This is a genomic window from Betaproteobacteria bacterium (assembly GCA_009377585.1).
In the GTDB taxonomy this organism is placed as follows: domain Bacteria; phylum Pseudomonadota; class Gammaproteobacteria; order Burkholderiales; family WYBJ01; genus WYBJ01.
In genome coordinates, this window is sequence record WHTS01000012.1 from 37,267 (window position 1) to 61,253 (window position 23,987).

The 23,987-nt window shown below is 67.3% G+C and carries 20 protein-coding genes; 9 read left to right on the forward strand and 11 right to left on the reverse strand.

Annotation, left to right across the window (positions count from 1 at the left end; genetic code table 11):
* The first annotated feature begins 59 nt into the window (after positions 1 to 59).
* Positions 60 to 1,274 (forward strand): MFS transporter, encoded by a 1,215-nt coding sequence (locus GEV05_06525; GenBank protein MPZ43043.1) that lies wholly within the window; start codon positions 60 to 62, stop codon positions 1,272 to 1,274.
* 10 nt (positions 1,275 to 1,284) lie between these two features.
* Entirely contained in the window at positions 1,285 to 3,996 is a 2,712-nt protein-coding gene (locus tag GEV05_06530) for a molybdopterin-dependent oxidoreductase (protein ID MPZ43044.1), read from the forward strand.
* On the opposite strand, the gene GEV05_06535 is transcribed toward GEV05_06530, so the two are convergent.
* Positions 3,993 to 5,204 carry a lytic murein transglycosylase gene (locus GEV05_06535; protein ID MPZ43045.1) on the reverse strand — a complete coding sequence of 404 codons (1,212 nt, stop codon included), beginning with the start codon at positions 5,202 to 5,204 and terminating at the stop codon, positions 3,993 to 3,995. The genes GEV05_06530 and GEV05_06535 overlap by 4 nt on opposite strands.
* 157 nt (positions 5,205 to 5,361) lie before the next feature.
* Between GEV05_06535 and GEV05_06540 the strand changes: the two genes are divergently transcribed.
* The 4 genes from GEV05_06540 (at position 5,362) to GEV05_06555 (ending at position 9,018) form a co-directional block, all read left to right on the forward strand.
* Positions 5,362 to 5,934, forward strand: coding sequence for an SAM-dependent methyltransferase (locus GEV05_06540; GenBank protein ID MPZ43046.1), 573 nt, complete (start codon positions 5,362 to 5,364; stop codon positions 5,932 to 5,934).
* Positions 5,935 to 6,021: 87 nt separating this feature from the next.
* The gene (locus GEV05_06545; GenBank protein MPZ43047.1) at positions 6,022 to 6,900 is read left to right on the forward strand and encodes a 4-hydroxy-tetrahydrodipicolinate synthase; all 879 of its coding nucleotides are present in this window, start codon (positions 6,022 to 6,024) and stop codon (positions 6,898 to 6,900) included.
* A 44-nt stretch (positions 6,901 to 6,944) separates the two neighbouring features.
* On the forward strand, positions 6,945 to 8,090 hold the full coding sequence (bamC, locus tag GEV05_06550; GenBank protein MPZ43048.1) for an outer membrane protein assembly factor BamC: 1,146 nt from the start codon (positions 6,945 to 6,947) through the stop codon (positions 8,088 to 8,090).
* A gap of 160 nt (positions 8,091 to 8,250) precedes the next feature.
* Positions 8,251 to 9,018 (forward strand): MBL fold metallo-hydrolase, encoded by a 768-nt coding sequence (locus tag GEV05_06555; protein ID MPZ43049.1) that lies wholly within the window; start codon positions 8,251 to 8,253, stop codon positions 9,016 to 9,018.
* Between the two features lie 55 nt (positions 9,019 to 9,073).
* Here the strand turns inward: GEV05_06555 and GEV05_06560 are convergent, their stop codons facing one another.
* From GEV05_06560 to GEV05_06570, 3 genes are all read right to left on the reverse strand, one after another.
* The gene (locus GEV05_06560; protein ID MPZ43050.1) at positions 9,074 to 9,526 is read right to left on the reverse strand and encodes a hypothetical protein; all 453 of its coding nucleotides are present in this window, start codon (positions 9,524 to 9,526) and stop codon (positions 9,074 to 9,076) included.
* An 81-nt stretch (positions 9,527 to 9,607) separates the two neighbouring features.
* Positions 9,608 to 10,135: a hypothetical protein gene (locus GEV05_06565; protein MPZ43051.1), complete on the reverse strand. Its 528-nt coding sequence runs from the start codon at positions 10,133 to 10,135 to the stop codon at positions 9,608 to 9,610.
* Positions 10,119 to 11,285, reverse strand: a complete 1,167-nt coding sequence (locus GEV05_06570) for a cupin domain-containing protein (GenBank protein MPZ43052.1) — start codon at positions 11,283 to 11,285, stop codon at positions 10,119 to 10,121. The genes GEV05_06565 and GEV05_06570 overlap by 17 nt, the downstream gene beginning before the upstream one ends.
* A gap of 315 nt (positions 11,286 to 11,600) precedes the next feature.
* Between GEV05_06570 and GEV05_06575 the strand changes: the two genes are divergently transcribed.
* Both GEV05_06575 and GEV05_06580 read left to right on the forward strand, forming a co-directional pair.
* Entirely contained in the window at positions 11,601 to 12,074 is a 474-nt protein-coding gene (locus GEV05_06575) for a redoxin domain-containing protein (protein MPZ43053.1), read from the forward strand.
* A 7-nt stretch (positions 12,075 to 12,081) separates the two neighbouring features.
* Entirely contained in the window at positions 12,082 to 12,561 is a 480-nt protein-coding gene (locus GEV05_06580) for a peptidylprolyl isomerase (GenBank protein ID MPZ43054.1), read from the forward strand.
* 199 nt (positions 12,562 to 12,760) lie between these two features.
* Here the strand turns inward: GEV05_06580 and GEV05_06585 are convergent, their stop codons facing one another.
* The 4 genes from GEV05_06585 to GEV05_06600 form a co-directional block, all read right to left on the reverse strand.
* Positions 12,761 to 13,573 (reverse strand): GntR family transcriptional regulator, encoded by an 813-nt coding sequence (locus tag GEV05_06585; protein MPZ43055.1) that lies wholly within the window; start codon positions 13,571 to 13,573, stop codon positions 12,761 to 12,763.
* Positions 13,574 to 13,577: 4 nt separating this feature from the next.
* Positions 13,578 to 15,314, reverse strand: coding sequence for a gamma-glutamyltransferase family protein (locus GEV05_06590; GenBank protein MPZ43056.1), 1,737 nt, complete (start codon positions 15,312 to 15,314; stop codon positions 13,578 to 13,580).
* Positions 15,315 to 15,375: 61 nt separating this feature from the next.
* Entirely contained in the window at positions 15,376 to 15,834 is a 459-nt protein-coding gene (locus GEV05_06595; GenBank protein ID MPZ43057.1) for an OsmC family peroxiredoxin, read from the reverse strand.
* A gap of 19 nt (positions 15,835 to 15,853) precedes the next feature.
* Positions 15,854 to 17,395 (reverse strand): gamma-glutamyltransferase, encoded by a 1,542-nt coding sequence (locus GEV05_06600; GenBank protein MPZ43058.1) that lies wholly within the window; start codon positions 17,393 to 17,395, stop codon positions 15,854 to 15,856.
* Between the two features lie 251 nt (positions 17,396 to 17,646).
* Between GEV05_06600 and GEV05_06605 the strand changes: the two genes are divergently transcribed.
* Entirely contained in the window at positions 17,647 to 19,254 is a 1,608-nt protein-coding gene (locus GEV05_06605; GenBank protein MPZ43059.1) for an ABC transporter substrate-binding protein, read from the forward strand.
* A 92-nt stretch (positions 19,255 to 19,346) separates the two neighbouring features.
* Here GEV05_06605 and GEV05_06610 read toward each other — a convergent pair whose 3' ends face one another.
* From GEV05_06610 to GEV05_06620, 3 genes are all read right to left on the reverse strand, one after another.
* Positions 19,347 to 19,577: a hypothetical protein gene (locus tag GEV05_06610; GenBank protein MPZ43060.1), complete on the reverse strand. Its 231-nt coding sequence runs from the start codon at positions 19,575 to 19,577 to the stop codon at positions 19,347 to 19,349.
* 78 nt (positions 19,578 to 19,655) lie between these two features.
* The gene (locus tag GEV05_06615) at positions 19,656 to 20,819 is read right to left on the reverse strand and encodes an efflux transporter outer membrane subunit (GenBank protein ID MPZ43061.1); all 1,164 of its coding nucleotides are present in this window, start codon (positions 20,817 to 20,819) and stop codon (positions 19,656 to 19,658) included.
* Positions 20,803 to 23,985: a multidrug efflux RND transporter permease subunit gene (locus tag GEV05_06620; protein ID MPZ43062.1), complete on the reverse strand. Its 3,183-nt coding sequence runs from the start codon at positions 23,983 to 23,985 to the stop codon at positions 20,803 to 20,805. The genes GEV05_06615 and GEV05_06620 overlap by 17 nt, the downstream gene beginning before the upstream one ends.
* Positions 23,986 to 23,987: the final 2 nt, after the last annotated feature.

Here is a 23,987-nt window from a genome sequence, read left to right on the forward strand (position 1 = left end):
TGCGCGTCCGCTTGCCTTGGATGCGAACGGCGTGTGAATGGCGCACGGGGGAAACGCGCATGAACCGCGAGTCGTTCCTGCGGGCCGGACATCTGCCCACGCTGATCGCCGCATTCCTCTACTTCGACCTCGCGTTCATGGTCTGGGTGATGCTGGGCCCGCTCGGCGTCCAGATCGCCGCAGAGCTGCACTTGAGCCATGCGCAAAAGGGCTTGATGGTCGCCACACCCGTGCTCGCCGGTGCGTTGCTGCGCATCGTCATGGGCCTCATGGTCGATCACTTCAAGCCCAAGCTCGCCGGCGCGATCGGCCAGGCGATCGTGCTGGTCGCGCTTCTGTGGGCGTGGCATTTCGGCGTGCAAAGCTACCACGGCGTGCTGCTGCTCGGCGTATTCCTCGGGGTCGCCGGCGCTTCTTTCGCCGCGGCGCTGCCGCTTGCTTCGCGCTGGTATCGCGCCGAGCACCAGGGAACGGCGCTCGGCATTGCGGGCGCCGGCAACTCCGGCACGGTGCTGGCGGCGCTGTTCGCTCCCGCGCTCGCGGCGGCATTCGGCTGGCGCAACGTGTTCGGCCTGGCCGCGATCCCGCTGGCGCTCGTGTTCGTGCTCTATCTCGTGCTCGCGCGCGACGCGCCAGACTGTCCGCCGGCCAAGCGGCTCCCCGAATATTTCCGCGTGTTGAAGGAAATCGACGCCTGGTGGTTCATGTTTCTGTACTCGATCACGTTCGGCGGCTTCGTCGGCCTCGCCTCCTCGCTCACCATCTACTTCAATTCGCAATACGGTCTGGATGCGACCACGGCCGGCTTCTTTACCGCCGCGTGCGTGTTCGCGGGCTCGCTGGTGCGACCGATCGGCGGGATGGTCGCCGACGGGATAGGCGGCGTGCGCACCTTGTCGGTGATGTACGTGCTGGCCGCGGCGGCGCTCGCGCTGGTGAGCATCGGGCTGGCGCATGCCTGGGCCGCGCTGGCGGTGTTCGTGATCGCGATGCTGGCACTGGGCATGGGCAACGGCGCGATCTTCCAACTGGTGCCACAGCGCTTTCGCCAGGAGATCGGCGTCATGACCGGCATGGTCGGCATGGCGGGCGGCGTCGGCGGCTTCTACCTCGCCTCCTCCCTCGGCTACTCCAGGCAGTTCACCGGCAGCTATCAGGCGGGGTTGGTGACGTTCGCTGCCCTGGCTGTGCTGGCCTTGCTCGCATTGAGTGGGGTCAAGCAGCGCTGGCGCACGACCTGGGGGGCGCCGCATCTCAGCGCGGCCAGGATCTGATCGGCTGGCGATGGTCGAGACACGCTCTACCTGCTGCTATTGCGGCGTCGGCTGCGGGCTTGTCATCGAGCATGACGGCAGCCGCATTCACGGCGTGCGCGGCGATCCCGATCATCCGGCCAACCACGGCATGCTGTGCAGCAAGGGCGCGACCCTGCACTTGACGGCAACGCGGCAGGGACGGGCGCTGTATCCGCAACTGCGCCGCAATCGCTCCGAGCCCCGTGCCCGCGTTGGCTGGGATGCCGCGCTCGATACGGCCGCCGCGACCTTCGGTCGCATCATCGCGGCGCACGGTCCCGACGCAGTGGCCTTCTATGTCTCCGGCCAGTTCCTGACCGAGGACTACTACGTCTTCAACAAGCTCGCCAAGGGACTGATCGGAACCAACAACCTCGACAGCAATTCGCGCCTGTGCATGTCTTCGGCCGTGGCGGGCTACAAGCTGACGCTGGGCGCGGACGCGCAGCCGGCATGCTACGAGGATATCGACCACGCCGATTGCGTGCTCGTCTGGGGTGCGAATCCCGCGTTCGCGCATCCGGTGCTGTTCCAGCGCCTGGAGCAAGCCAAGGCACGCAATCCGGCGCTGCGGCTGATCGTGGTCGATCCGCGTCGTACCGATACCGCGCAGGGTGCGGACTTGCACCTGCCGATCCTGCCCGGTACCGATCTCGTCTTGCTGAACGCGATGCTGCACGTTCTGCTGTGGGAGGGGCTCATCGATTGGGCGTTCGTGCGCGCGCACACCGAGGGCTTCGACGTCCTGCGCGATGCCGTGCGGGAGACGACGCCGGTCACCGCCAGCCAGATCTGCGGGCTGCCCGCGGACGCCATCGTGACGGCGGCGCGCTGGTTCGGCCAGGCGAAAGCGGCGCTGTCGATGTGGTGCCAGGGCCTGAACCAGTCCACGCACGGCACGCACAACAGCGCCGCGCTGATTCACCTGCACCTGGCCACGGGACAGATCGGGCGTCCCGGCGCCGGACCGCTCTCGCTCACCGGCCAGCCGAACGCCATGGGCGGACGCGAAGTGGGCGCCATGGCGAACCTCATGAGCGCGCATCGCAGCCTTGCCGATGCCGCCGATCGCGCCTGGATCGCGCGCTTCTGGGGCGTGGAGGCGGTGCCGGAGCGCCCGGGAAGAACCGCGGTCGAAATGTTCGATGCGCTGGGCTCGGGAGAGATCAAGGCGGTGTGGATTGCCTGCACCAACCCGGCGCAATCGATGCCGCACCAAAGCCGCATTCGCGAGGCACTGACTCACGCCGAGTTCGTGGTGGTGCAGGAGGCATTCGCGACCACCGAGACAGCTGCCTTCGCCGACCTGCTTCTGCCGGCGGCGACCTGGGGCGAAAAAGAAGGCACGGTGACCAACTCCGAGCGGCGCATCACGCACGTGCGCAAGGCGATCGAAGCGCCGGGCGAGGCGCGAGCCGATTGGCGCATCGGCTGCGACTTCGCTTTGCGGCTCGGTGCGCGGATCGGCAAGGATGCTGCGGCGCTGTTTGCCTACGACAAGCCCGAGGACGTGTTCGTGGAGCACGCGGCGAGCACCCGCGGGCGCGACCTCGACATCTCGGCCCTGAGTTATGAAGTGCTCGATCGCGATGGGCCGCAGCAGTGGCCGTATCGCGAGGGCGCCGCAACGCCACGGCTTTACGGCGACGCCCGCTTCGCGACGCCCAGCGGGCGCGCGCGCTTCGTCGCGATCGAACCGCGCACCGTCGCCGAGCCGATCGATGCGCGCCATCCGTTGCGGCTCTCGACCGGGCGCCTGCGCGATCAGTGGCACGGCATGAGCCGTACCGGGCGGGCCGCGCGCCTGTTCGGCCATGCGCCGCAGCCGGTAGCCTCGATGCATGCCGACGACATGGCGCGGCGCGGGTTGCGCAGCGGAGATCTCGCCTGGTTGAGCAGCCGGCGCGGGCGTGTCTTGCTCGAGGTCGAAGCATCGACCGAGATGTACCCCGGACAGGTGTTCGTGCCCATGCATTTCGGTGCGCGCCATCTCTCGCATGCCGGCATCAACGAGCTGACGCTCGCGGCCTTCGACCCGTTCTCGAAGCAGCCCGAGCTCAAGCACGCCGCCATCCAGGTGGACAAAGCCGTGCTGCCGTGGAATCTGCTCGCGGTGCGGGCCGCGGCCCCCGGCGATGCCGAGCAGGTGCTCGCATGGCTCGACCGGTTGCAACCGCTGCTGGCCGGTTTCGCCTACGCCTATGCTGGATTGCTCGGCCACGACCGCTCCGCGGTCGCCCTGCGCGTCGCGCACGACCAGCCGATTGCCCCGGAGCGGATCGCGCAGATCGACGCCTGCCTGGACTTGTCCGCGGAAGCGTGCGCGTCCTATACCGATGCGCGCCGCAATATCGCCAAGCAGGCGCTGCTCGCGGACGGCCGCCTGCACGGCTTTCGGCTGTGCGGGGATCTGGCCGCCGCCGACTGGCTGCGGGAAACGCTGCTGGACGCACGCCCGGCGGACGCGCTGCGGCGCTGGATGCTGGGTCCGTTCGAATCGCCGCCGGTGGGTGCGCAGGCGCGCAGGCGCGGCCGGATCGTGTGCAATTGCCTCGACGTATCGCAAGCCGAGATCGAAGCGAAGCTCGATGCCGGCGCAAGCGTGGAAGACATCCAGTCCGCGCTGCGCTGCGGCACTTCGTGCGGATCGTGCCTGCCCGAGCTGCGGCGCATGGCGCGCTCGGCGACGCAAGCCGTCTAGCGGGCGCGCGCCCGGGTCGCCGCACGCAGATGGTCCAGCACGCGACCGCCAGCCCGACCATCCGCCGGCAAGCCGTTCGCCGACTGATAGGCGCGAATCGCCTCACGCGTCTTCGGTCCGATCATGCCATCCGCATTGCCGATGTCGAACCCCTGGCCGATGAGGTGCTCCTGTACTTCGCGCCGCTCGGTGCGCGACAGGCCGCGATCGTCGGTCGGCCAGGGCGTTTGGAACGTGCCGGCGCCGCGCAGCCGATCGGATAGATGCGCGATGGCGAGCGCGTACGACTCGGCGGCGTTGTAGGAATAGATCGCGTCGTAGTTCTTGAAGGCGAGAAATGCCGGGCCCGCGGCTCCAGCAGGGAGCAGCAGTGCCGCCGCGCCCGCACCGGTGAGCGCGGCGCCGTCGATTCGCCGAATGCCGAGCGCCGACCACTGCGCGAGGCTTTGCTTCTGGCGGCGTCCGGAGGGTCCGCTGTAGCCCGCCGGCAGCCGCACTTCGTATCCCCAAGGGGCGCCAGTCACCCAGCCCGCCCGGCGCAGATAGTTCGCGGTCGAGCCGAGCGCATCGGGCACCGAGGCGACGATGTCGCGGCGGCCGTCGCCGTCGAAATCGACCGCGAGGCGCAGATAGGTCGATGGCATGAACTGGGTCTGGCCGAAAGCGCCCGCCCAGGAGCCGGTCAGCATGTCAGGCGTCAGGTCGCCGCTTTGGACGATCTTGAGCGTGTCGAGGAGCTCGCCGCGAAAGAACCGCTGCCGCGAACCGAAACAGGCGACGGTTGCGAGCGAGCGCAGCAGCGGACGCGTGCCCATGACGCGCCCGTAATCCGACTCGACTCCCCAAACCGCGAGGATCGTGTAGCGGTCGACGCCGAACTGTTGTTCCGCTTTGGCGAGCGTCGCCTCCCATTGCTGCAGCTTGCTGCGGCCGTCGGCGATCCGCTGCTCGTCGACCAGGCCGGCAAGGTAATCCCAGATCGACAAGCGAAACTCCGGCTGGAAGCTCATCGCCTCGAGCACGCTCGGATCGGGCTCGATCGTCGCCAGCGCGGTATCGAATGTTTCCGCGCGCACGCCCTTGTTCATCGCCTCGGTGCGGATCTGCGCGAGGCAATCGCGGAATTCACCCGCCGGCGCATCGGCAGCGCGCGCGGCCGGGCTTGCCAAGGCGAGGGTCAAGGAGCAGACCAGGAGCGCTATTCTCAAATCGGTGTTCCAATCGTGGTCGAGAATGGTTGCGGGCGCGACAGGCGCCTGCGCCGGTTTCTAGACGGTGCGCCTGCGCCGGTTTCTATAATAGCGGCGTGCCCGCGCTGCCGATGGCATTGCCGATGGTTGCGGGCGCGACTGGCGAGACGAGCGAATGACTGCAGCCGATACGAATCACGCCGCACCAGGGCCTTCGGTCTGGGTGCGCCGTTGGGCCGACCATATTCCCCGCGGCGGGCGGGTGCTCGACCTGGCGGCGGGTTCCGGCCGGCATGCCCGGCTGCTCGCCGCGCTCGGTCACCCGGTGGAAGTGGTCGATCGCGATGCGGCGGCGATGAGCGGGCTCAAGGGCGTCGCCGGCATCCGTACCCGCGTCGCCGATATCGAGGCGGGCAGCTGGCCTTACCCGGGCGAAGCGTTCGCTGGCGTGGTCGTTACCAACTATCTGCATCGGCCCTTGCTTGCTTTGCTGGTTGCCGCCGTCGCGCCGGGCGGCGTGCTCATCTACGAAACGTTCGCTGCCGGCAACGAGCGTTTCGGCCGTCCAACCAACCCGGATTTCCTGCTCAGGCCCGGCGAGCTGCTCGATGCGGTGCGAGGGCGGCTGCGCGTGCTGGCCTACGAGGACCTGGAAGTCGAGGTGCCGAAGCGGGCCATGGTGCAGCGAATCTGCGCACAGAGAAGCACTGCGCAGAGAAGCACTGCGCAACGAGGCGCTTCCGAGTAGCCCGGCCGCAGGCTTGTCCAAGTCGAGTCCCGCGGTCCGTGCGCCGAAACGATGCGATAGAATAGCCACCTTTCAAGCGAGAGACCCATGCTCACCGGCAGCCTGGTCGCTATCGTAACGCCCATGCACGAGGACGGCAGCCTGGACCTGGAACGGTTCCGGCGCCTGATCGACTTCCATGTGCACGAGGGCACCGACGGCATCGTCGTGGTCGGAACGACCGGTGAGTCGCCTACGGTCGACTGGGACGAGCATCGGCTGCTCATCAAGACCGCGGTGGATCACGTGGCCGGCCGTGTCCCCGTGATCGCAGGCACCGGCGCCAACTCCACCCGCGAGGCGATCGAGCTTTCCGCGTACGCGAAGGAGGCGGGCGCGGACATGAGCCTGTCGGTCGTCCCGTACTACAACAAGCCCACGCAGGAGGGGCTGTATCTGCACTTCAAGGCGATCGCCGAGGCCGTCGACATTCCGCAGATCGTATACAACGTACCCGGGCGCACAGTGGCCGATCTTTCCAACGGCACGCTGCTGCGACTGGCCCGCATTCCGAATATCGTGGGTGTGAAGGACGCGACCGGCAATATCGAGCGCGGCTGTGATCTCGTCCGTAACGCGCCGGAACGTTTCACCATCTACAGCGGCGACGACGGAACGGGGCTGGCGCTCATGCTGGTCGGCGGCCATGGCGTCGTTTCGGTGACGGCCAACGTGGCGCCGCGGCTGATGCACGAGATGTGCGTGGCTGCCATTGCTGGTGACACGCGTCGCGCCCGCGAGCTGAACGCGCGGCTGATCCCGCTGCACAAGGCGCTGTTCGTCGAGCCCAGTCCGATACCCGTGAAATGGGCGGTGCGCGAGCTCGGTCTGATCGAGCCGGGCATTCGTCTCCCCCTCACGCCGCTCTCCACCAGTTGCCACGATGTCGTGCGCAACGCCATGCGCCAGGCGGAACTCATCGCTTGAATGCGCGTCTCACAGGCTCTTCTCCGAGCCGCTTCGAGAGTTCTATGAAGTCGATTGCCGCTGTGATCATCGCCGTTGCGTCGGTTGCCGCGGGGTGTTCGTCGCTGGACGGCATGCTCGACTCGCGTAAGGTCGATTACAAGAGCGCCGGACAATTGCCACCGCTCGAGATCCCGCCCGACCTGACGCGTCCTACGACCGACGACCGTTTCGCCGTTCCGGACATCAACCCCAAGGGCAGCGCAACCTACTCGGCCTATTCCAGGGAGCGATCGGCCAAGCAGGTCTCGACCAATTCCGACATCCTGCCGAAGGTGAGCAACGCGCACATCGAGCGCGCGGGCACGCAGCGCTGGCTGGTGGTCGAGGCCAACCCGGATGCGTTGTGGCCCACGGTGAAGGCGTTCTGGCAGGAGATCGGCTTCCTGGTCAACCTCGAGGTGCCCGAGGCGGGTGTGATGGAGACCGACTGGGCCGAAAGCCGCGCTCGGATCGATGACGGCGTGATTCGCGGCGCACTCGGCAAGCTGTTCGGGAGCGTGTCCTCCACGGCCGAGCGCGACAAGTTTCGCACCCGCCTGGAGCGCGGCGTCAACGGCAAGACGACGGAGATCTACATCAGTCATCGCGGCATGATCGAAGTGTTCGCGAACTCGGCCATCGGCGACGAGAAAACCATGTGGCAGCCGCGCCCGGCCGATCCGGACCTGGAAGCCGAGATGCTGCGCCGCTTGATGGTGCGCTTCGGTGTGCAGGAGGCGCGCGCGCAAGCCGATCTGCAGCGCGCCAGCGCCAACCCCAACCCCAAGGCGCAGATCACGCGCTCCGCCGATGGCGCTGGGCGTCTCACCATCGAAGACCCGTTCGACCGTGCCTGGCGGCGGGTGGGGCTCGCACTGGACCGGGTCGGCTTCACGGTCGAGGATCGGGACCGCTCCAAGGGTCTGTACTTCGTGCGCTACGTCGACCCGGACGCCGATGCCCGCAGCAAGAAGTCCACGGGTCTGCTGTCGAAGCTCGCCTTCTGGCGCGACGATGACGATCCCAAGAACCGCAAAGCGCAGTACCGCATCGCGGTCAAGGATGCGGCCAACGGCTCGGAAGTGAACGTGCTGGACATGGAAGGCAAGCTCGACCGCTCGGCGACGGCCAACCGCATCCTGACGCTGCTCTACGAGCAGCTCAAATGAGCGGTGAAGGGCGCCGGGCGAGCATCTCCCCGCAGCCTTCGAGTGTTCGCGTCACCCTGCCGATCTGCGCCGAGCAGGTCATGCCTGCATGCCCCGGTTCGCCCGAGTACGCGCCGCGCTGCCGCGCCTTGGCTCGCAGGCGCAGGCCGGGCTGATCGCCATGCGCTTCGCCTCGCTCGGTAGCGGCAGTCGCGGCAACGCCTTGCTGGTGGAGGCGGGCGGCAAGCGCGTGCTGCTCGACTGCGGCTTCTCGTTCGCCGAGACGGTCGCGCGGCTGCAAAGGCTCGGCTGCGCGGCCGAGGACATCGACGCCATCGTCGTCACGCACGAGCACGACGACCATATCGGCGGGGTGGCGCGCTTCGCTGCGCGCGTCTGCATTCCGGTCTACATGACGCCCGGCACGCGGGCGGCTGCCGGGTCGCGCTTCGACGACGTGGATTGCCGCGCGTTCGACCCCCATACGGCTTTCAAGCTGGGCGAGCTCACCGTGGAGCCGTTTCCCGTTCCGCACGACGCGCGCGAGCCGGCCCAGGTGGTTTTCGACGACGGCCGTCATCGGCTCGGCGTATTGACCGATGTCGGGGTCCCGACCGCCCATATTCGCACGGTGCTCTCCGGCTGCTCGGCGCTCGTGCTGGAGTGCAACTACGATGCCGCGCTGCTGCGCGACGGGCCATATCCGCCGTCGCTCAAGGCCCGCATCGGCTCGCGCTTCGGTCATATGCGCAACGAGGATGCCGCCGAGCTGCTCGCGGCGCTGGACCGTTCGCGCCTGCGTCACGTGATCGGCGCTCACCTGTCCGAAACCAACAACCATCCGGAACTGGTCCAGGCGACTCTCGCGCAGGCGCTGGGAACGGGCGCCACGGCGGCCGTCTCGGTCGCGCACCAGGACCAGGGATTCGACTGGGTCTGCCTGGATTGACGCCTGCAAAAAGCCGGCCAAGGGGCCGGCTTGTGTGGGTGAATCCCGGAAGACGTTACTTCTTCATGGCATCCGTGACCGCTTCCTTGGCGTCCTTCGCCATCTCCTTGGTCTTGTCCGCGGCATCCTTGGCCATCTGCTTGGATTCTTCCGCAGTGTAGGAAGGCGTGGTCTCGAGCGCAGGCGACTTGGGATCCATCGGGTGGCCGGCGGAGGTGGCGCTATCGGAGGGTTTGGACTCCGCGGTGCTCGGAGCCCCCGCGGGCGCGCTGGCATCGGCCGCTGGAGCGCTGGTGGTCGGCGCGGCGGGCGCGGTTGCCGGGTCGGCCGCCGGCGCAGGAGTGGCTGGTGCCGTTGTCGTAGGAGCGGGTGCGGACGCGGGCTTGTCGCCAGACTGCTCGCCACAGCCGGCCAGGAACAATGCAAGTACGGCGCCAGCGATCATGGTGCGGTTCATCGTTTCTCCTAATTTGTGAATGACAATCGAAGCAGCGTATTGCCCGATCATCACAGCTTCTACGGCAAATGCGTACAGTCTAGCACGTACCGTATGATCTGCTGCAACGAAAATCGGGCAAGCGCATTCGCATCATAGACCCAGTGTTGTACCGGTCACAGCGGGCTGCGACGCCTCCCAGATCTCCTCGAAGCGCTGCACCAGCAAGCCCGCGCCGTCGGCATCGTTCAGGACCAGAATGCCGCGTGCATTATCGAAGTGGAAGCGGCGGGCATAGTGGCTGCCGTCGACGACGCAGAACGGGTCGTAGACGCCGCGCGCGATCGGCTGTGTGCGGTGGATGCTTACGGCATGGGCGAAGTAGCGCTGCAAGGCGACCAGGCGCGGGCAATCGAGCCGTATGCGGTCGGCATCGTGCACCACGATGGCGACTCGGTTCGCCTTGTCGGCGAGCAGAAACCGGCGCAGAGCGTCGGTGCGCGCTTGCGCGTTGTGAGCGCGATGGAGGCTCCGATCGAAGATCCGGATGCGGCCGAGCGCCATGCCGATCAGCTTGTCGATCGCCGCTTCGTAGGCGCTGACCCCGGAAAGCGGCTGCTCGTCGCGCAACAGCGCGGCCCCGTGTTCGCCGTCGTGCGGGGTTTCAGGCGAGCTCGACATAACCGGCTCGATACCATTCGTGCATTTGTCGCGCAGCCTGCAGCGAACGGCTGCGCCACGGCAGGGCCGCGCGTTCGTCGGCCAAGGCAATCAGCGCGGCGCGCGCCGAGGGCGGCATACGAACGCACTCGCCGTTGACGAACAGGCGATCGCCGCGAAACAGCATCCGCGTGGAAGCCGCGAGCCGAACGCCGTGCGCGCGCGCATGTGCGAGGAAGCGCGCGAACGGTACGATGCGCTCCGGCGCGCGGAACCAGACCTGCGCCTTGGGCTCGGTCAGCTGCTCGCCGGCGAATTGCTCGACGGTGGCGCGCGACCAGCGAACGGCGGCCAGCATCGCTTCGATCTCGCGCACCATGGAAGTGCCGATCTGTGCCGGGTGCTTCGGCAACGTCGTTTCGCGATCGCGATAGCGCCCGGTCAGTGTGAGCCTGTCCGGCAGCCATTGCAGGAAGCTGGTCGCGATCTCCTGCCGGCTCGGCGCACGAAAGCCGACCGAGCAGGTGATGCACTGGGTCGTGGCCACGCCTTCGTGCGCATAGCGCGGCGGCAGGTACAGGACATCCCCGGGCTCGACCGCGTACTCGCGCTCGGGGCGAAACGATTTCAGGATGCGCAGGGGAGCGTCAGGCTGAAGCGCGAGATCGCGCTGGCGCCCGATGCGCCAGCGCCGGCAGCCAAGAGCTTGCACCAGGAATACGTCGTAGGAGTCGAAGTGCGCGCCGACTCCACCCCCCGGGGGAGACAAGCTCAGCATCACGTCGTCGTGGCGCGCATACGGAATGAAGTCGAACCGGTCCATCAGTGCGCGCGCCGCAGGCAGATGCAGATCCGCGCCTTGCACGAGCAGCGACCAGCCGCGCGCAGGCAGGCGCTCGAGCCGCCGGCGCGGGAACGGACCGTGCTCGACGCTCCAACGTTTGCCTTCTCGGCGCACCAGGCGCGATTCGACGTCGTCGCGGCTCGCGAGCTCGATCAGCATCGCGGGCTCGAATCGTTGTGCGACTTCGGTGAGCGCGGATCTCGCGAACAGCGCTTTTTTCTGCCAATAGGTGCGCAGGAAACGCGCTGCCGTGAGCGCGCCTGCCGTGCCCTCGCTCATCCATTCGTGCCCGCGCATGTTCACATCGGCCTCGTCAGCCATCCGCATGCACGCCGTGCGCGCGGCATCTCGCGACAGCGGAACTGGCGCTACGCTTGTTCGTCGCCACGCGATTATAGCGGCCGCGATCGCGCGCGTTCTCCGGGGCGCGCTCCGTGCGCGGCTTTTATGCGCACGCAACAGATCCGTGCGCGGCTTTTATGCGCACGCAACAGATCGGTGCGCGGCTTTTATGCGCACGCAACAGGTTGGTGCGAGGTTTGTGTGCACGCAGCAGTTTCGTGCGAGGCTTCCGCGCACGCAAAAGGTTTATACTGTTGCCCGATTCTTCGCGCGAGGCGATCGGTCGAAAGGATTCAGCCTATGCAGCTTCGGGCCGGGCAACCTGCACCGCAGTTCACGCTTCCTGATGCGGACATGGAGATGGTGAGCCTTGCGGATTTTCGCGCTCAGAGCAACGTCGTGCTCTATTTCTATCCGAAGGACGACACGCCCGGCTGCACGCGCGAGGCGATCGATTTTTCCGATCTCGAGAACGAATTCACCGAGCTGCACACGGTCGTACTGGGAGTGAGCCGCGACGACTGCCTGTCGCACGGCGCCTTCCGCGACAAGCACGGTCTGTCGCTGCGGCTGCTCTCGGACGCGGATTCGGAAGTCTGCGAGCAATACCGCGTGTTGCAGGAAAAGGAAGTCGAGGGTGTGCGCCGGGTGGGAATCTCGCGCTCGACCTTCATCATCGACCGGCAGGGCGTGCTGCGTCACGTGCTCTACGGCGTGAAGGCGGCCGGACACGCGCACGAGGTCCTGGAGCTCTTGCGCCGAATGAAAAAGTGAGCCGACCATGAAGATCCAGAAGGACACGGTGGTGTCGTTGAACTTCGAGATGAGCGATGCCGAAGGAGCGGTGCTGGAAAAAAGCGACGAGCCGGTGGGCTATCTGCACGGCGGCTATTCCGGCATGTTCGAGGCCGTGGAGGAAAGACTCGAAGGGCTGGACGAGGGCGCCGAGGTTGCGGTGACACTCGAGCCCGACGACGCCTTCGGCGAGTACGACGAGAGCCTGAAACGCAGCGAACCGCGATCGGCGTTCCCGGCCAATATCGCGGTCGGCATGCGCTTCGAAGGCACCGGCGCGGAGTCGGGCGAGACTCGCGTCTATACCATCACGGCCGTACAAGGCGATCAGGTCGATGTCGACGGCAATCATCCCTATGCCGGCAAGACGCTCGACTTTCGCTGCACGGTGTTGTCGGTGCGTCCGGCGACCAGCGAGGAACTGACGCACGGGCACGCGCACGGCCCTGGCGGCCATCACCACTAAGACGCCCGCCATCCGCCCCTGAGGCGTCATTCCCGCGAAAGCGGGAATCCAGGCTGCGGCGCGCAGGCTGTCCGATGGCGCAGCGGCGCACGCAGTCTTCATCCACCATCACGCCGAGCCGCGGCTGCATCGCCAGGTTCGCATGGCCGGCTGTGACGGCGAACAGTTTGCGCGTCACGTCGGCTGGGAGGTTGCTTGCTCAGCGCGGCGCGCGCAGCTCGCGGCGGAATTCCATCGAGTACGTAAAGCGTCCCTCGGGGTGAATGGTCACCGTGGTCTCGAAGTTGCGCGCGTCCCTGTCGATGTAGCGCCGGATGATCGTGATCGCCGGCGTGCCCGTCTTCACTTCCAGCAGCGGCGCGATCTTTCGCGGCACGCGGCTGGGAAAAAGCTGCAGGCGCGCGCACTCGGTGGTCTGGCCGAACATGCGCTCGAGCTGCGCGTAGACGGGCTCGCGGTCGAGGTTCGGCGAGCGCACCACGCCGGCAAAGGGCGGCAGGATGTAGATGTCCTGCCACGCGAGCGGAAGCGCGATTCCTCCGGAGCGGCGCACGCCGCTGATGCGAAACCAGCGCGTCCCGACCGGACAGCCGAGCAGGGCGGCGAGCCGCCGGTCCGCCACGACGTTCGCGGTCGTGCTGCCGTCGCGGTACGTCTCCGAGGGATAGCTCAGGATCTCGCCGAGCGAATTGAGCGTCTGCGTGTACACCGAGGGTTGCGCGGCCGCGATCACGATGGATCCCGCGCCCGGCCGGCGCGTGACCAGCCCTTTCTCGGTGATGACGCGCAGCGCCTCGCGCACGGTATAGCGGCTGGCGCGGAAGCGGGCGCACAGCTCGATCTCGGTCGGCAGCAACGTGCCGACAGCGTGCTTGCCGCTCGCGATCTCGGCCAGCAGGCGCTCGGCGATCACGCGATAACGTGGGCGCGAGCGCCCGCGACGGGAACCGTCGACCCGGCTGGGCGCGCGCAACATGGCGGGCGCGGAAGATGCCGAACGCGGGCTTCCCATTCGCTTACCAGGCGAGCGCGTAGGCCTCGCGGCGCGGGTCCGCGCCCGCGTGCAGCAAGCGAGTGTCCGGATCGCGGCGCACGGCGCACACGGCGCCCGCGAGCCAGACGGCCGCACCCCAACGCTCGACGTTGTGCCCCAGCCGCTCCAGGTCCGCAAGGCAACTTTCCGGGATGCGGCTTTCCGCGCACAGGCGTCCCGGCAGGTAGGCATGGGGCGCAAACGAATTCGGGAAACTGAACGTGCCAAAACGCGGCGCTTCGATCGCCCGCTGCAATGGCATGCCGAGCTCGGTGACGTTCAGGAATGCCTGCAGCATCGCCTGGCTCTGGATATCGCCGCCCGGCGTACCGAACGCCATGAAGAACTTGCCGTCACGAAGCGCGAGCGCCGGGCTCGGCGTCAGGCGCGGCCGTTTTCCCGGCGTGACGCAAGCCGGATGATCGGGCTCGAGCCGTGACTGGCTGCCGCGCGAGCTGATCGACAGGCCCATGCCGGGCACCATCGGATTGTCGTAGCTGGTATCGGACAGCGTGGCCGAGTATGCATTGCCGAAGCGATCCACGGTGCAGGCGTAGCTGGTATCCGCCGGGGCCGGCACCTTGCCGTGTGCGTGGCGCAGCGCCGCTGTGCGCTGCGCCGACGCACCAGGCGGCAATCCGGGCTGGGGCATCGCACCGAACGCCCGCTCGGGATCGATCCGGCTGCGCTGGCTGCCCGCGTAGTCGTCGCTGAGCAACCCGGCCACCGGCACGGCGACGAATTTCGGGTCGCCGACGTACGCTTCCCGATCGGCAAAGGCGAGGTTCAGCGCCTCGGCCACCGTGTGGACGTAGGCGCTGCTGTTGAAGCCCAGCGCAGGAAGATCGATGCCCTCCAGGATCTTCAGCGCTTCGAGCAGGACGATGCCCTGGCACCAGGTATCGCACGAATGCACGGTGTAATGCTTGTAGCGACAGGCGATCGGATCCTCGACCGGAACTTCGAAGGAAGCGAGATCGGTACGCGTGAGGAATCCGCCTGCGCGCGCATGAAACTCGGTGATGTCGGCGGCGATCGGACCGCGATAGAAGCACGCGTGCACCGCGCGCAGCTTCGCATCCCGGTCGCCGCGGCAGGCGCGCTCGGCTTCGATCAGGCGCCACAGCGTACGAGCGAGGTTCTCCTGGCGCAGAAGGCTTCCCACCGCCGGGGTCTGCCCGTTGGGACGGAAGATGCTGCGGTTCTCCGGGTAGCGATCGAAGTCGGCCGCGTGCGATTCGATGCCGTAATGCAGGAAGGGATAGAGATAGAAGCCCTGCCGTGCGAGCTCGAACGCGGGGCCGACGGCTTGCTCGAACGAGAGCGTTCCCCAACGGCGCAGCGCCTCGATATGCGTGGCGGGCGCGGCCGGCAGCACGGTACGCAGGATGCCTTCGGGAACGGCTTCGCCGCCTTCGCGACGCAGTCGCTCGACATCGGTGGCTGCGGGCCAATAGCCGAGCCCGGCGAGGCTGACGACGCGCGCTTCGTTTTCCAGGTAGATCAGCGTCGGCGCCACGCCGGCGAAGCTGACGATGTCCGGTTGCAGCACGGCGAGCGCCATGGCAGCCGTGACGCCGGCATCGATCGCATTGCCGCCTGCGTCCAGGACGCGTTGCGCGGCGAGGGTAGCGAGATAATGGCCGCTCGCCACGGCGCATTCGCGCCCGGCGAGGGTCGGGCGCCAGCTCAACGCATCGAATGTGCCGTTACCGGCCATGCGTGTTGCCTCCTTGTGGGCATCGCGGCCGCGAAGCGCGCTCGTCGGCGATGCGCCGCAATCAGCCCGACGCCTGTTCCTTGACACTCACCTGGGTCGAAACCGAGTTGGCGATGAAGCAGCCGTGATGCGCTTCGTCGTGCATCCGCCGCAGCATCTCGGCATCGGGCTGGCGCTCGCCGGCAAATACGATGCGCGGGCTGAGCTCCGCGCGCGTGATAGCGAGCTTGCTTTGCGCATTCTTCTCCAGATATCCGACCGCGGCGTCCTCGTAGCGATCCACCACGAAGCCGTGCTTGGCGGCGACGGCCAGGAAGGTGAGCATGTGGCAGCTCGACAGCGCGGCGACGAATGCATCCTCCGGATCGGGCAGATCGGGGTTGCCCTTGTACTGCGGCGAGGCCGAAGCGCCGACCGTCACTGCACTCTTGAAGCGCCATTCGTGATCGCGGTTGTAGCTGGCGTAGGTGAAGTCGGCAGACGTTCGCTGCCAGATCGTCTGTATGCGGTGCTCGGACATTGCCCTGCTCCGGAAGAATCTAGAAACCGACCGCCTGGCCGTCGGTGCGCCATTCGGATGCGCCGACGTAGCCGCCTTCGGTCTTCAGAATGATTTGCGCGCGGCCGAAGTCGGTATCGAAGCGCTCGGCGACCACGACCGAATGGCCCAGACGCTGCAAGGCTTCGATCGCTTGTTGCGGCATCGCTTCCTCGACATTCACGACCGATCCGTCCACGCGCCAGCGCGGCGCGTCGATCATCGCCTGCGGATTCTGCCCGTGGTCCACCCGCCGCAGCGCCATTTGCAGGTGACCCTGCGCCTGCATGTAGCCTCCCATCACGCCGAATCCCATCACGGGCTCGGTGCCCCGCGTCATGAACGCCGGGATGATGGTATGGAACGGACGCTTGCGCGGGCCCACCTGGTTGACGTGGCCTTCGGTGAGCACGAAGCCGATGCCGCGGTTCTGCATACTGATGCCGGTTCCTGGAACTACGACTCCGGAGCCGAAGCCCTGGTAGTTCGACTGGATGTACGACACCATCATGCCGGAGGCATCGGCGGTGGTGAGGTACACCGTGCCGCCGCGCGGCGCACCGAAGGTTGGCGTGCCTGGACACGATCGGTCGATCAGCTTGGCGCGCTGCGCGAGATAGGCCTTGTCGAGCAGCGCAGCTGTGCTCACGCGCATGGCTGCAGCATCTGCGACATGCTGTTGCGCATCGGCGAACGCGAGCTTCATCGCTTCGACCTGCAGGTGCAGCGACTGCGCCGATTCGGGCGCAAGGCTCGCCATGTCGAAATTCTCCAGCATGCCGAGCGCCATCAGGCAGGCTATGCCCCAGCCATTGGGCGGGATCTCGTGCACCTGGTAGCCGCGATAGTCGATCCCGATCGGCGCCACCCAATCGGCCTGGTGGCTCGCGAGATCCTCCATCGACAATGCGCCGCCGTTTTCCTTCGAATGCGCGACCATGCGCTCGGCGAGCTCGCCGTGATAGAACGCTTCGCCGCGGCTTTCGGCGATCAGCGCGAGCGTGCGCGCCTGTTCGGGATGGCGGAACAATTCCCCCGCCTGCGGCGCACGCCCGCGCGGCATGAACGCCTCGCGAAAGCCCGGTTGATCGGCCAGGTCGGGCGCCTGTCTTGCCCATAGCCGCGCGATGGTCGGGCTCACGAGATAGCCGTCGGCGGCGTAGCGGATGGCCGGTTGCGCCAGATCCGCGAACGGCAGCTTGCCGAATTTTTCCGATAGCGTGCGCCAGGCGGAAACGCACCCTGGCACCGTGACCGAGTCCCAGCCGCGCTTCGGGATCGCGCTCGAGCCCGCGAACCGTTTCGGGCTCCACGCCGCCGGCGAGCGGCCCGATGCGTTCAGGCCATGCAGTTGCTTGCCGTCCCAGACGAGTGCGAAGGCGTCGGCTCCGATGCCGTTGCTGGTGGGCTCCACCACGGTCAATGTCATCGCGGTAGCCAGCGCGGCATCGACCGCGTTGCCGCCCGCAGCCAGTATGCGCAAACCGGCCTGGGCGGCCAGCGGTTGCGAGGTGGCGACGATGTTGGAGGCCAGCACGGGCATGCGCTGGGACGTATAGGGAAATTGCCACTCGAGCATGTGAACCACCGGCCGAAGGAGAGTGCTTCGATGATACACCCGGGGGTCGGGCCGGCGGAACGCGCGGGCGCGGATGCTAGACTGGCCGCAGCCGGCAGCCGCCAAGTCCCTGACCTGATTGGACGCCGCTGCCGTATGCCGCGCGCTCGAGGCTTTGCACCACGCGCTTTGCACCACCCAAATTGCGCGCCGATTTCTCCGAAAGGACGAAGGCCATGACGCGACCCGATCCTCTCCTGCGCCCGCCGTTTCGGCATTGGTTGCGCGGGCTGGCTGCGCTGTGCGCGACCGTGCTGGCTGCGTTGCCCCTGCAGGCGATGGCCCAGACGCTGCGCATCGGCATGGCGGCCGACGTTACGGCGCTCGATCCGCACTACGCCAACATCGCGCCCAACAATGCCGTCGCCTGGCACGTGTTCGATGCGCTGGCGAACGTCGACGCGGATACGCGTCTCATCCCGGGCCTTGCCACGTCGTGGCGTGCGCTCGACGACACGAACTGGGAGTTCGTGCTGCGCAAAGGTGTGCGCTTCCACGACGGCTCGCCGTTCGACGCGCGCGATGTCGAGTTCTCCATCCGGCGCGCGGCCGCCCTGGCCGACAAGGGCGGGCAGTTCGGCGGCTTCGTGCGCGCAATCCGCGAAATCCAGATCGTCGATCCGCACACGATCCGCTTCAAGACGGCCAAGCCGCACGCGGTGCTGCCGCAGGATCTGAATTCCATTTTCATCGTCTCGCGCGCCGTGGGGGACGCAGGCACCGAGGATTTCAATGCCGGGCGTGCGGCCGTCGGCACCGGGCCGTTCCGGCTGGAATCGTTCGCCCGCGGCAACCGCGTGGACCTGGTGCGCAACGATACCTACTGGGGCGACAAGCCGGCGTGGGCGCGCGTGACGCTGCGCATCCTGTCGCAGGACGCGGCGCGAATGGCGGCGCTGCTCGCCGGTGACGTCGATGCGATCGAGAACATCCCGACCAGCGATGTCGCGCGCATCGCCCGCGATCAGCGCCTGCGCATCGAACGCAAGGTCTCGTGGCGCACGATCTTCCTGCATCTCGACCAATACCGCGACGCTCCCCCTGGCGCTACGGACGCAAACGGCAAGCCGCTCGCACGCAATCCGTTTCGCGACCGGCGCGTGCGCGCGGCGCTGTCGGCCGCGATCGACCGCAAGGCGCTGGTCGACAAGGTGATGGAGGGGCTCGCCGTGCCTGCCGGCAACCTGGTGGCGCCGCCCGTGTTCGCGCACGACGCTTCGCTTCGCCCGCCGCCCTTCGATCCGAAGGCGGCGCGGCAGTTGCTCGCCGAAGCCGGCTATCCCGAAGGCTTTCGCCTGACGCTTTCGACGCCGAACAACCGCTATATCAACGACGAGCAGGTGGCGCAGACGGTCGCGCAGATGTGGGCCCGGATCGGCGTGCAAGTTGTGCGGGTCGAGGCGCTGCCGGCCGCAACTTATTTCACCAAGGCTCGCAACGGCGATTTCGGCGTCGCGCTGCTCGGCTGGGGCTCCTTTGCCGGCGATCTCGCGTTGCGCTCGCTGGTCGCCACGCCTTCAGCGGAGAAAGGCCTGGGCAGCTGGAACTGGGGCGGCTATTCCGATGCGCAACTCGATCGCGCGGTCGAACAGGCGCTGGGAACGGTCGATCAGGCCAGGCGCGAGGCGCTCGCCAAGGCCGCCATGGCGATTGCGGTGAAGGATTACGCCGTCATTCTGCTGCATCATCAGGTCGCCACCTGGGCGATGCGCTCGGATTTGCGCTATCCGGGCCGCACCGACGAATACACGCTCGCGCAATTTTTCTCCGCGCGTCCGAAGTAACGAAGAAGAGGTTGCGACTGCGTTGCGTCTTGCGCGAAGCGCGCTTTCGCTTGAAGCACGTCATTCCCGCGGAGGCGGGAATCCAGAAGCGTTTACTTCGCCTGGGCCCCCGCTTCCGCGGGGGCGACGGGGGGCGTTTCCCAGCCGCCGCCCAACGCCTGCAGCAGGGCGGCGATAGCGACCCGATGCGCGCGTAACGCTTCGATGCGGTTCAGCTCGGCGGCCAGGAGATTGCGTTGCGCATCGAGCAGCTCCAGCTGGCTCGCAAGCCCACCTTCGTAGCGCAGGCGCGCGAGGCGCACGGTTTCGGCGAGCGCGCGCACGCGCGCCTGCTCCGCGTCGAAACTTGCACGCGCCTGCGTCTGGCTTGCGAGCGCACTGCGAACGTCGCGGAACGCGGCCTAAATCACGCCCTGGTAAAGCGCGAGCATCTGGCGTTCGCGTGCACTGGCGGCTTCGAGCTCGGCATCGAGGCGGCCGCCGGCGAATATCGGCTGCGCCAGCGCAGCCGCCAACTGCCAGATGCCGGCGGGGCCGGAGAACAGACCGCCCAGCGCCGCGCTCTCGGTGCCGAGATAGCCGGTCAGCGCGATGGAAGGAAAGTGCGCGACGCGCGCAATGGCGACCCGGGCGTTCGCTGCCGCCAGCCGCCGCTCCGCCTCGACGATGTCGGGCCGCCGCAGCAACAGCTCAGAAGGAACGCCGGCCGGGACAACCGGGGCGATCAGACCGAGATCGGCGTCGCCCTGCGCGGCCACCACCTCGGCCATGATGGCTCGCGGCGAGCGCCCGAGCAGGACGGCCAGCGCCGCCTCTTCCCGCTCCCGGCCGCCGATCAGCGGAGGCAGCTGCGCACGCACGGCGGCAAGCTCCGCTTCCACCTGGCGCAGATCGAGCTCGGCCAATACGCCCGCTTCGACGCGCTTGCGCTGCAGCTCGAGCGCGCGCTCGCGCACATCGATCGTGCGCTGTGTGGTCGCGATTTGCAGGTCGAGCGCGCGCAGCGTGAAGTACGATTGGGCCACCGATGCCGCGACCGCGATGCGCACGGTGTCGCGTGCGGCCTGCGCGGCGAGCAGCTCGGCGCGCGCAGCCTCGGTCGCGTTGCGCAGGCGATTCCACAGGTCCAGCTCGTAGGAGGCATTGAGCGCAAGGCGGTAATTGTTGCGCTCGACCGGGCTGCCCGGCGGCAGGGCCCCCGTGCGCCGCGAAATCCGGCTGCGATCCGCGTCCGCGGTCACATCGATTACGGGCCGGCGGTCGGCTTCGGTTACCGCGACCAGCGCACGTGCTTCGTCGACACGTGCCACGGCCGCGGCGATGTCGGTGCTTTGCGCCAGCGCTTCGTCGACCAGGCGCTCGAGCACCGGATCGCCGTAGACGTTCCACCAGTCGGCCACCGTGATTGCGCGTCCATCGGCCGGAAGCGCCTGCCATGCGGCCGGCATCTCGAGTGCCGGCTTCACTGTCTCGGCGGCCTTCGGCAGGCAGCCGGCCAGCACGCACGCGGCCAACGCGACGGCGGCGCTGCGCAGCGGTGCGCGAACGTCAATGCGGGCGCACATGCGGAAGGTCGGTTGCTTTATGGGCGACGTCGCGCACGTGCGCGACCTCGGCCTTCAGCTCGTCGGTGGAACGCCGTTCGACGAGCTTGCGGTCGATCAGCACGCGGAAGAACAACGGCACGAAAAAGATCGCGAGAAACGTGGCCGCGATCATGCCGCCCATCACGCCGGTGCCCGCCGAGTGGCGCGCGCCCGCACCCGCGCCGGTGCTGATCGCCAACGGCAGCACGCCCAGGATGAACGCAAGCGAGGTCATGAGGATCGGCCGGAAGCGAAGGCGCGCGGCTTCGATGGCGGCGGCCGACGCGGTCATGCCCTCGTTCTTCTTGTAGATCGCATACTCGACGATCAGGATCGCGTTCTTGGCCGCGAGTCCCAGCAGCGTCACTAGTCCGATCTGGAAATAGACGTCGTTGGTGAGCCCGCGCAGATGCACGGCGGCCAGCGCGCCGAAGGTGCCGAACGGCATCGCCAGCAGCACCGACAGCGGCAGTGACCAGCGCTCGTACTGTGCGGCCAGGATCAGGAACACCATGAATGCGCCCAGGCCGAGCGCGAGCGTCGAGGCGCCGCTTGCGCGCTTTTCCTGATACGAGGCGCCGCCCCAGTCGTAGCTGAATTCGCTCGGCAGCACTTCGGATGCGATTCGCTCGACCACCTGGATCGCCTGGCCGGAGCTCACACCCGGAGCCGCCTGGCCGATCAGCTTCACGGCCGGGCGGTTGTTGAAGCGGTCGAGCGTGTCGGGACCCGCGGTGAAGCGGATGTCGGCGAGCGCGGACAGCGGCACCATCTCACCGCGTACCGAGCGCAGGTAAATCTCGCCGATCGCGTCCGGGCGCATGCGGTAGGCGGGCTCGGCCGACATCAACACCTGCCAGGTGCGCCCGAAGCGGTTGAAGTCGTTGACGTAGTAGCTGCTCATCGTGGCGGCGAGCGTGCTGTACAGGTCGTCCAGCGCAATACCGCGTGCCTTGGCCGCGGTCCGGTCGAGGTCGACGTACAGCTGCGGCACCGATGCACGCCACAGCGTCTGCACGCCGGCCAGCATCGGCTCGCTGTTGGCCTTGGCAAGGAATTGCTGCATGACCTGCGCCATGCGATCCGGACCGCCCTCGCCTCGATTCTGAATGTAGAACTCGAAGCCGCCTGCCGTCCCCAGGCCGAAGATGGGCGGCGGCGCGAACGCCAGCACCAGGGCCTCCTTGATGTGCGCCGTCTTCATGAAGAGCTCGCCCACCAGCTGCGGTGTGGCAATACCCTTGCGCTCGTCCCAGTGCCTCTGCGTGACGAAGATGGTGGCGGCGTTGTTGCGAAATCCGCCGCCGATGAAGTCGAAGCCGGTGAAGGCGACCGCGTCCTCGTTGGCCGGATTGGATTGGATGACCTCGAGCACCTCGGCCACCACCTTGTCGGTGCGCTCCAAGGTCGCGCCGTCGGGCAGGATCACGGCCGCGATGTAGAAGCCCTGATCCTCGTCGGGCACGAGGCTGCCGGGCGTGAGGCGCCACAGCCACGCGGTGATCGCGACCATGCCGGCAAAGAGCAGCAGGCCGACGGCGCCGCGACGGATCATCCAGGCGACGCCGTTTTCGTAGCGATCCGTCACGCGTCCGAACCAGCGATTGAAGCCGCGGAAGAAGCGGTTGGGCTCGCCGCTGCCGTGCTTGAGCAGCAGCACGCACAGCGCCGGGGTGAGCGTGAGCGCCACCAGGCCCGAGATCACCACCGCGATGGAGATCGTCACCGCGAACTGCCGATACAGCTCGCCGGTGAGGCCGCCGAAGAACGCGATCGGGACGAACACCGCGCACAGCGCCAGCACGATCGCGATCACGGGTCCGGTGACCTCGTGCATCGCCTTGATCGCCGCCTCGCGCACCGACAAACCCTCTTCGCGCATGATGCGCTCGACGTTCTCCAGCACGACGATGGCGTCGTCGACCACGATGCCGATGGCGAGGACCATGCCGAACAGCGTCAGCGTGTTGATCGAGTAACCGAGCGCGAGCAAACCGGCGAAGGTGCCGATCAGCGACACCGGCACAGCGACGATCGGAATGAGCGTCGCGCGCCACTTCTGCAGGAACAGGAAGACGACCAGGAACACGAGGATCATCGCCTCGCCGAGCGTGAACAGCACCTCGCGGATCGACACCTCGACGAAGCGCGTGGTGTCGTACGGGATCGAATAGGCGAGGCCGGCCGGAAAGCGCGTGGAGAGCTCCTGCATGGTATCGCGCACCTTCTGCGCGACTTCGAGCGCATTGGCGCCGGGCAGCAGGAAGATGCCCATGAGGGTGGCCGGCTGGCCGTTGATGCGGCCGATGAACTCGTAGTCCTTGGATGCGAGCTCCACCCGCGCCACGTCCTTCAACTTCAAGGTCGAGCCGTCGGGATTGGCGCGCACGATGATCTCTTCGAACTCGCGCGGTTCCGACAGCCGGCCCTTGGTCCTCACGGTGTAGACCAGCTCCTGCGGCCCGCTGGTCGGCGCGGCGCCGACCTTGCCGACGGCGAACTGGGCGTTCTGCTCGTTCAGCGCGTTGATGAGATCGACCGTGGTGAGCTCGAGCTGCGTCAGGCGATCGGGCCGCACCCAGATGCGCATGGCGTAGTCCTTGGCGCCGAAAATCTGCACGTTGGTCGTGCCCTGCAGGCGCTTCATCTCGTCCAGCACGTTGAGCGTGACGTAGTTGCTGGTGTAGAGATCGTCGAAGCGCCCGTCCGGGGAATAAAAGGCGAGCACCTGCAGGAACGAGGACGAACCCTTTTCCACCATCACCCCGAGGCGACGTACCTCCAAGGGCAGGCGCGGCTCGGCCTGCTTCACCCGGTTGTTGACGGCGACCGCGGCCTGATCGACGTCGGTGCCGATGTCGAACGTCACCTGGATCTGCACGACGCCGTTGGAGCCCGAGCTCGAGCTCATGTAGATCATGCGCTCGACGCCGTTGATCTGGTTCTCCAGCGGGGCAGCGACCGTCTGCTCCAGCACCTCGGCCGAAGCGCCGGGATAGGTTGCGGTGACGGTCACCACCGGCGGCGCGATCTCCGGATACTGCGCGATCGGCAGCACGCGCATGGCGGCGAGCCCGGCCAGCACGATGAACATCGAGAGCACCGCCGCGAAGATCGGGCGATCGATGAAGAAACGCGAGAGCATGG

Coding starts and splice junctions, on each gene's coding strand:
- GEV05_06525 (MPZ43043.1), top strand. CDS start 60: ATGAACCGCGAGTCGTTCCTGCGGGCCGGACATCTGCCCACGCTGATC.
- GEV05_06530 (MPZ43044.1), top strand. CDS start 1,285: ATGGTCGAGACACGCTCTACCTGCTGCTATTGCGGCGTCGGCTGCGGG.
- GEV05_06540 (MPZ43046.1), top strand. CDS start 5,362: ATGACTGCAGCCGATACGAATCACGCCGCACCAGGGCCTTCGGTCTGG.
- GEV05_06545 (MPZ43047.1), top strand. CDS start 6,022: ATGCTCACCGGCAGCCTGGTCGCTATCGTAACGCCCATGCACGAGGAC.
- bamC (MPZ43048.1), top strand. CDS start 6,945: ATGAAGTCGATTGCCGCTGTGATCATCGCCGTTGCGTCGGTTGCCGCG.
- GEV05_06555 (MPZ43049.1), top strand. CDS start 8,251: ATGCGCTTCGCCTCGCTCGGTAGCGGCAGTCGCGGCAACGCCTTGCTG.
- GEV05_06560 (MPZ43050.1), bottom strand. CDS start 9,526: ATGATCGGGCAATACGCTGCTTCGATTGTCATTCACAAATTAGGAGAA.
- GEV05_06565 (MPZ43051.1), bottom strand. CDS start 10,135: ATGTCGAGCTCGCCTGAAACCCCGCACGACGGCGAACACGGGGCCGCG.
- GEV05_06570 (MPZ43052.1), bottom strand. CDS start 11,285: ATGCGGATGGCTGACGAGGCCGATGTGAACATGCGCGGGCACGAATGG.
- GEV05_06575 (MPZ43053.1), top strand. CDS start 11,601: ATGCAGCTTCGGGCCGGGCAACCTGCACCGCAGTTCACGCTTCCTGAT.
- GEV05_06580 (MPZ43054.1), top strand. CDS start 12,082: ATGAAGATCCAGAAGGACACGGTGGTGTCGTTGAACTTCGAGATGAGC.
- GEV05_06585 (MPZ43055.1), bottom strand. CDS start 13,573: ATGGGAAGCCCGCGTTCGGCATCTTCCGCGCCCGCCATGTTGCGCGCG.
- GEV05_06590 (MPZ43056.1), bottom strand. CDS start 15,314: ATGGCCGGTAACGGCACATTCGATGCGTTGAGCTGGCGCCCGACCCTC.
- GEV05_06595 (MPZ43057.1), bottom strand. CDS start 15,834: ATGTCCGAGCACCGCATACAGACGATCTGGCAGCGAACGTCTGCCGAC.
- GEV05_06600 (MPZ43058.1), bottom strand. CDS start 17,395: ATGCCCGTGCTGGCCTCCAACATCGTCGCCACCTCGCAACCGCTGGCC.
- GEV05_06605 (MPZ43059.1), top strand. CDS start 17,647: ATGACGCGACCCGATCCTCTCCTGCGCCCGCCGTTTCGGCATTGGTTG.
- GEV05_06615 (MPZ43061.1), bottom strand. CDS start 20,819: ATGTGCGCCCGCATTGACGTTCGCGCACCGCTGCGCAGCGCCGCCGTC.
- GEV05_06620 (MPZ43062.1), bottom strand. CDS start 23,985: ATGCTCTCGCGTTTCTTCATCGATCGCCCGATCTTCGCGGCGGTGCTC.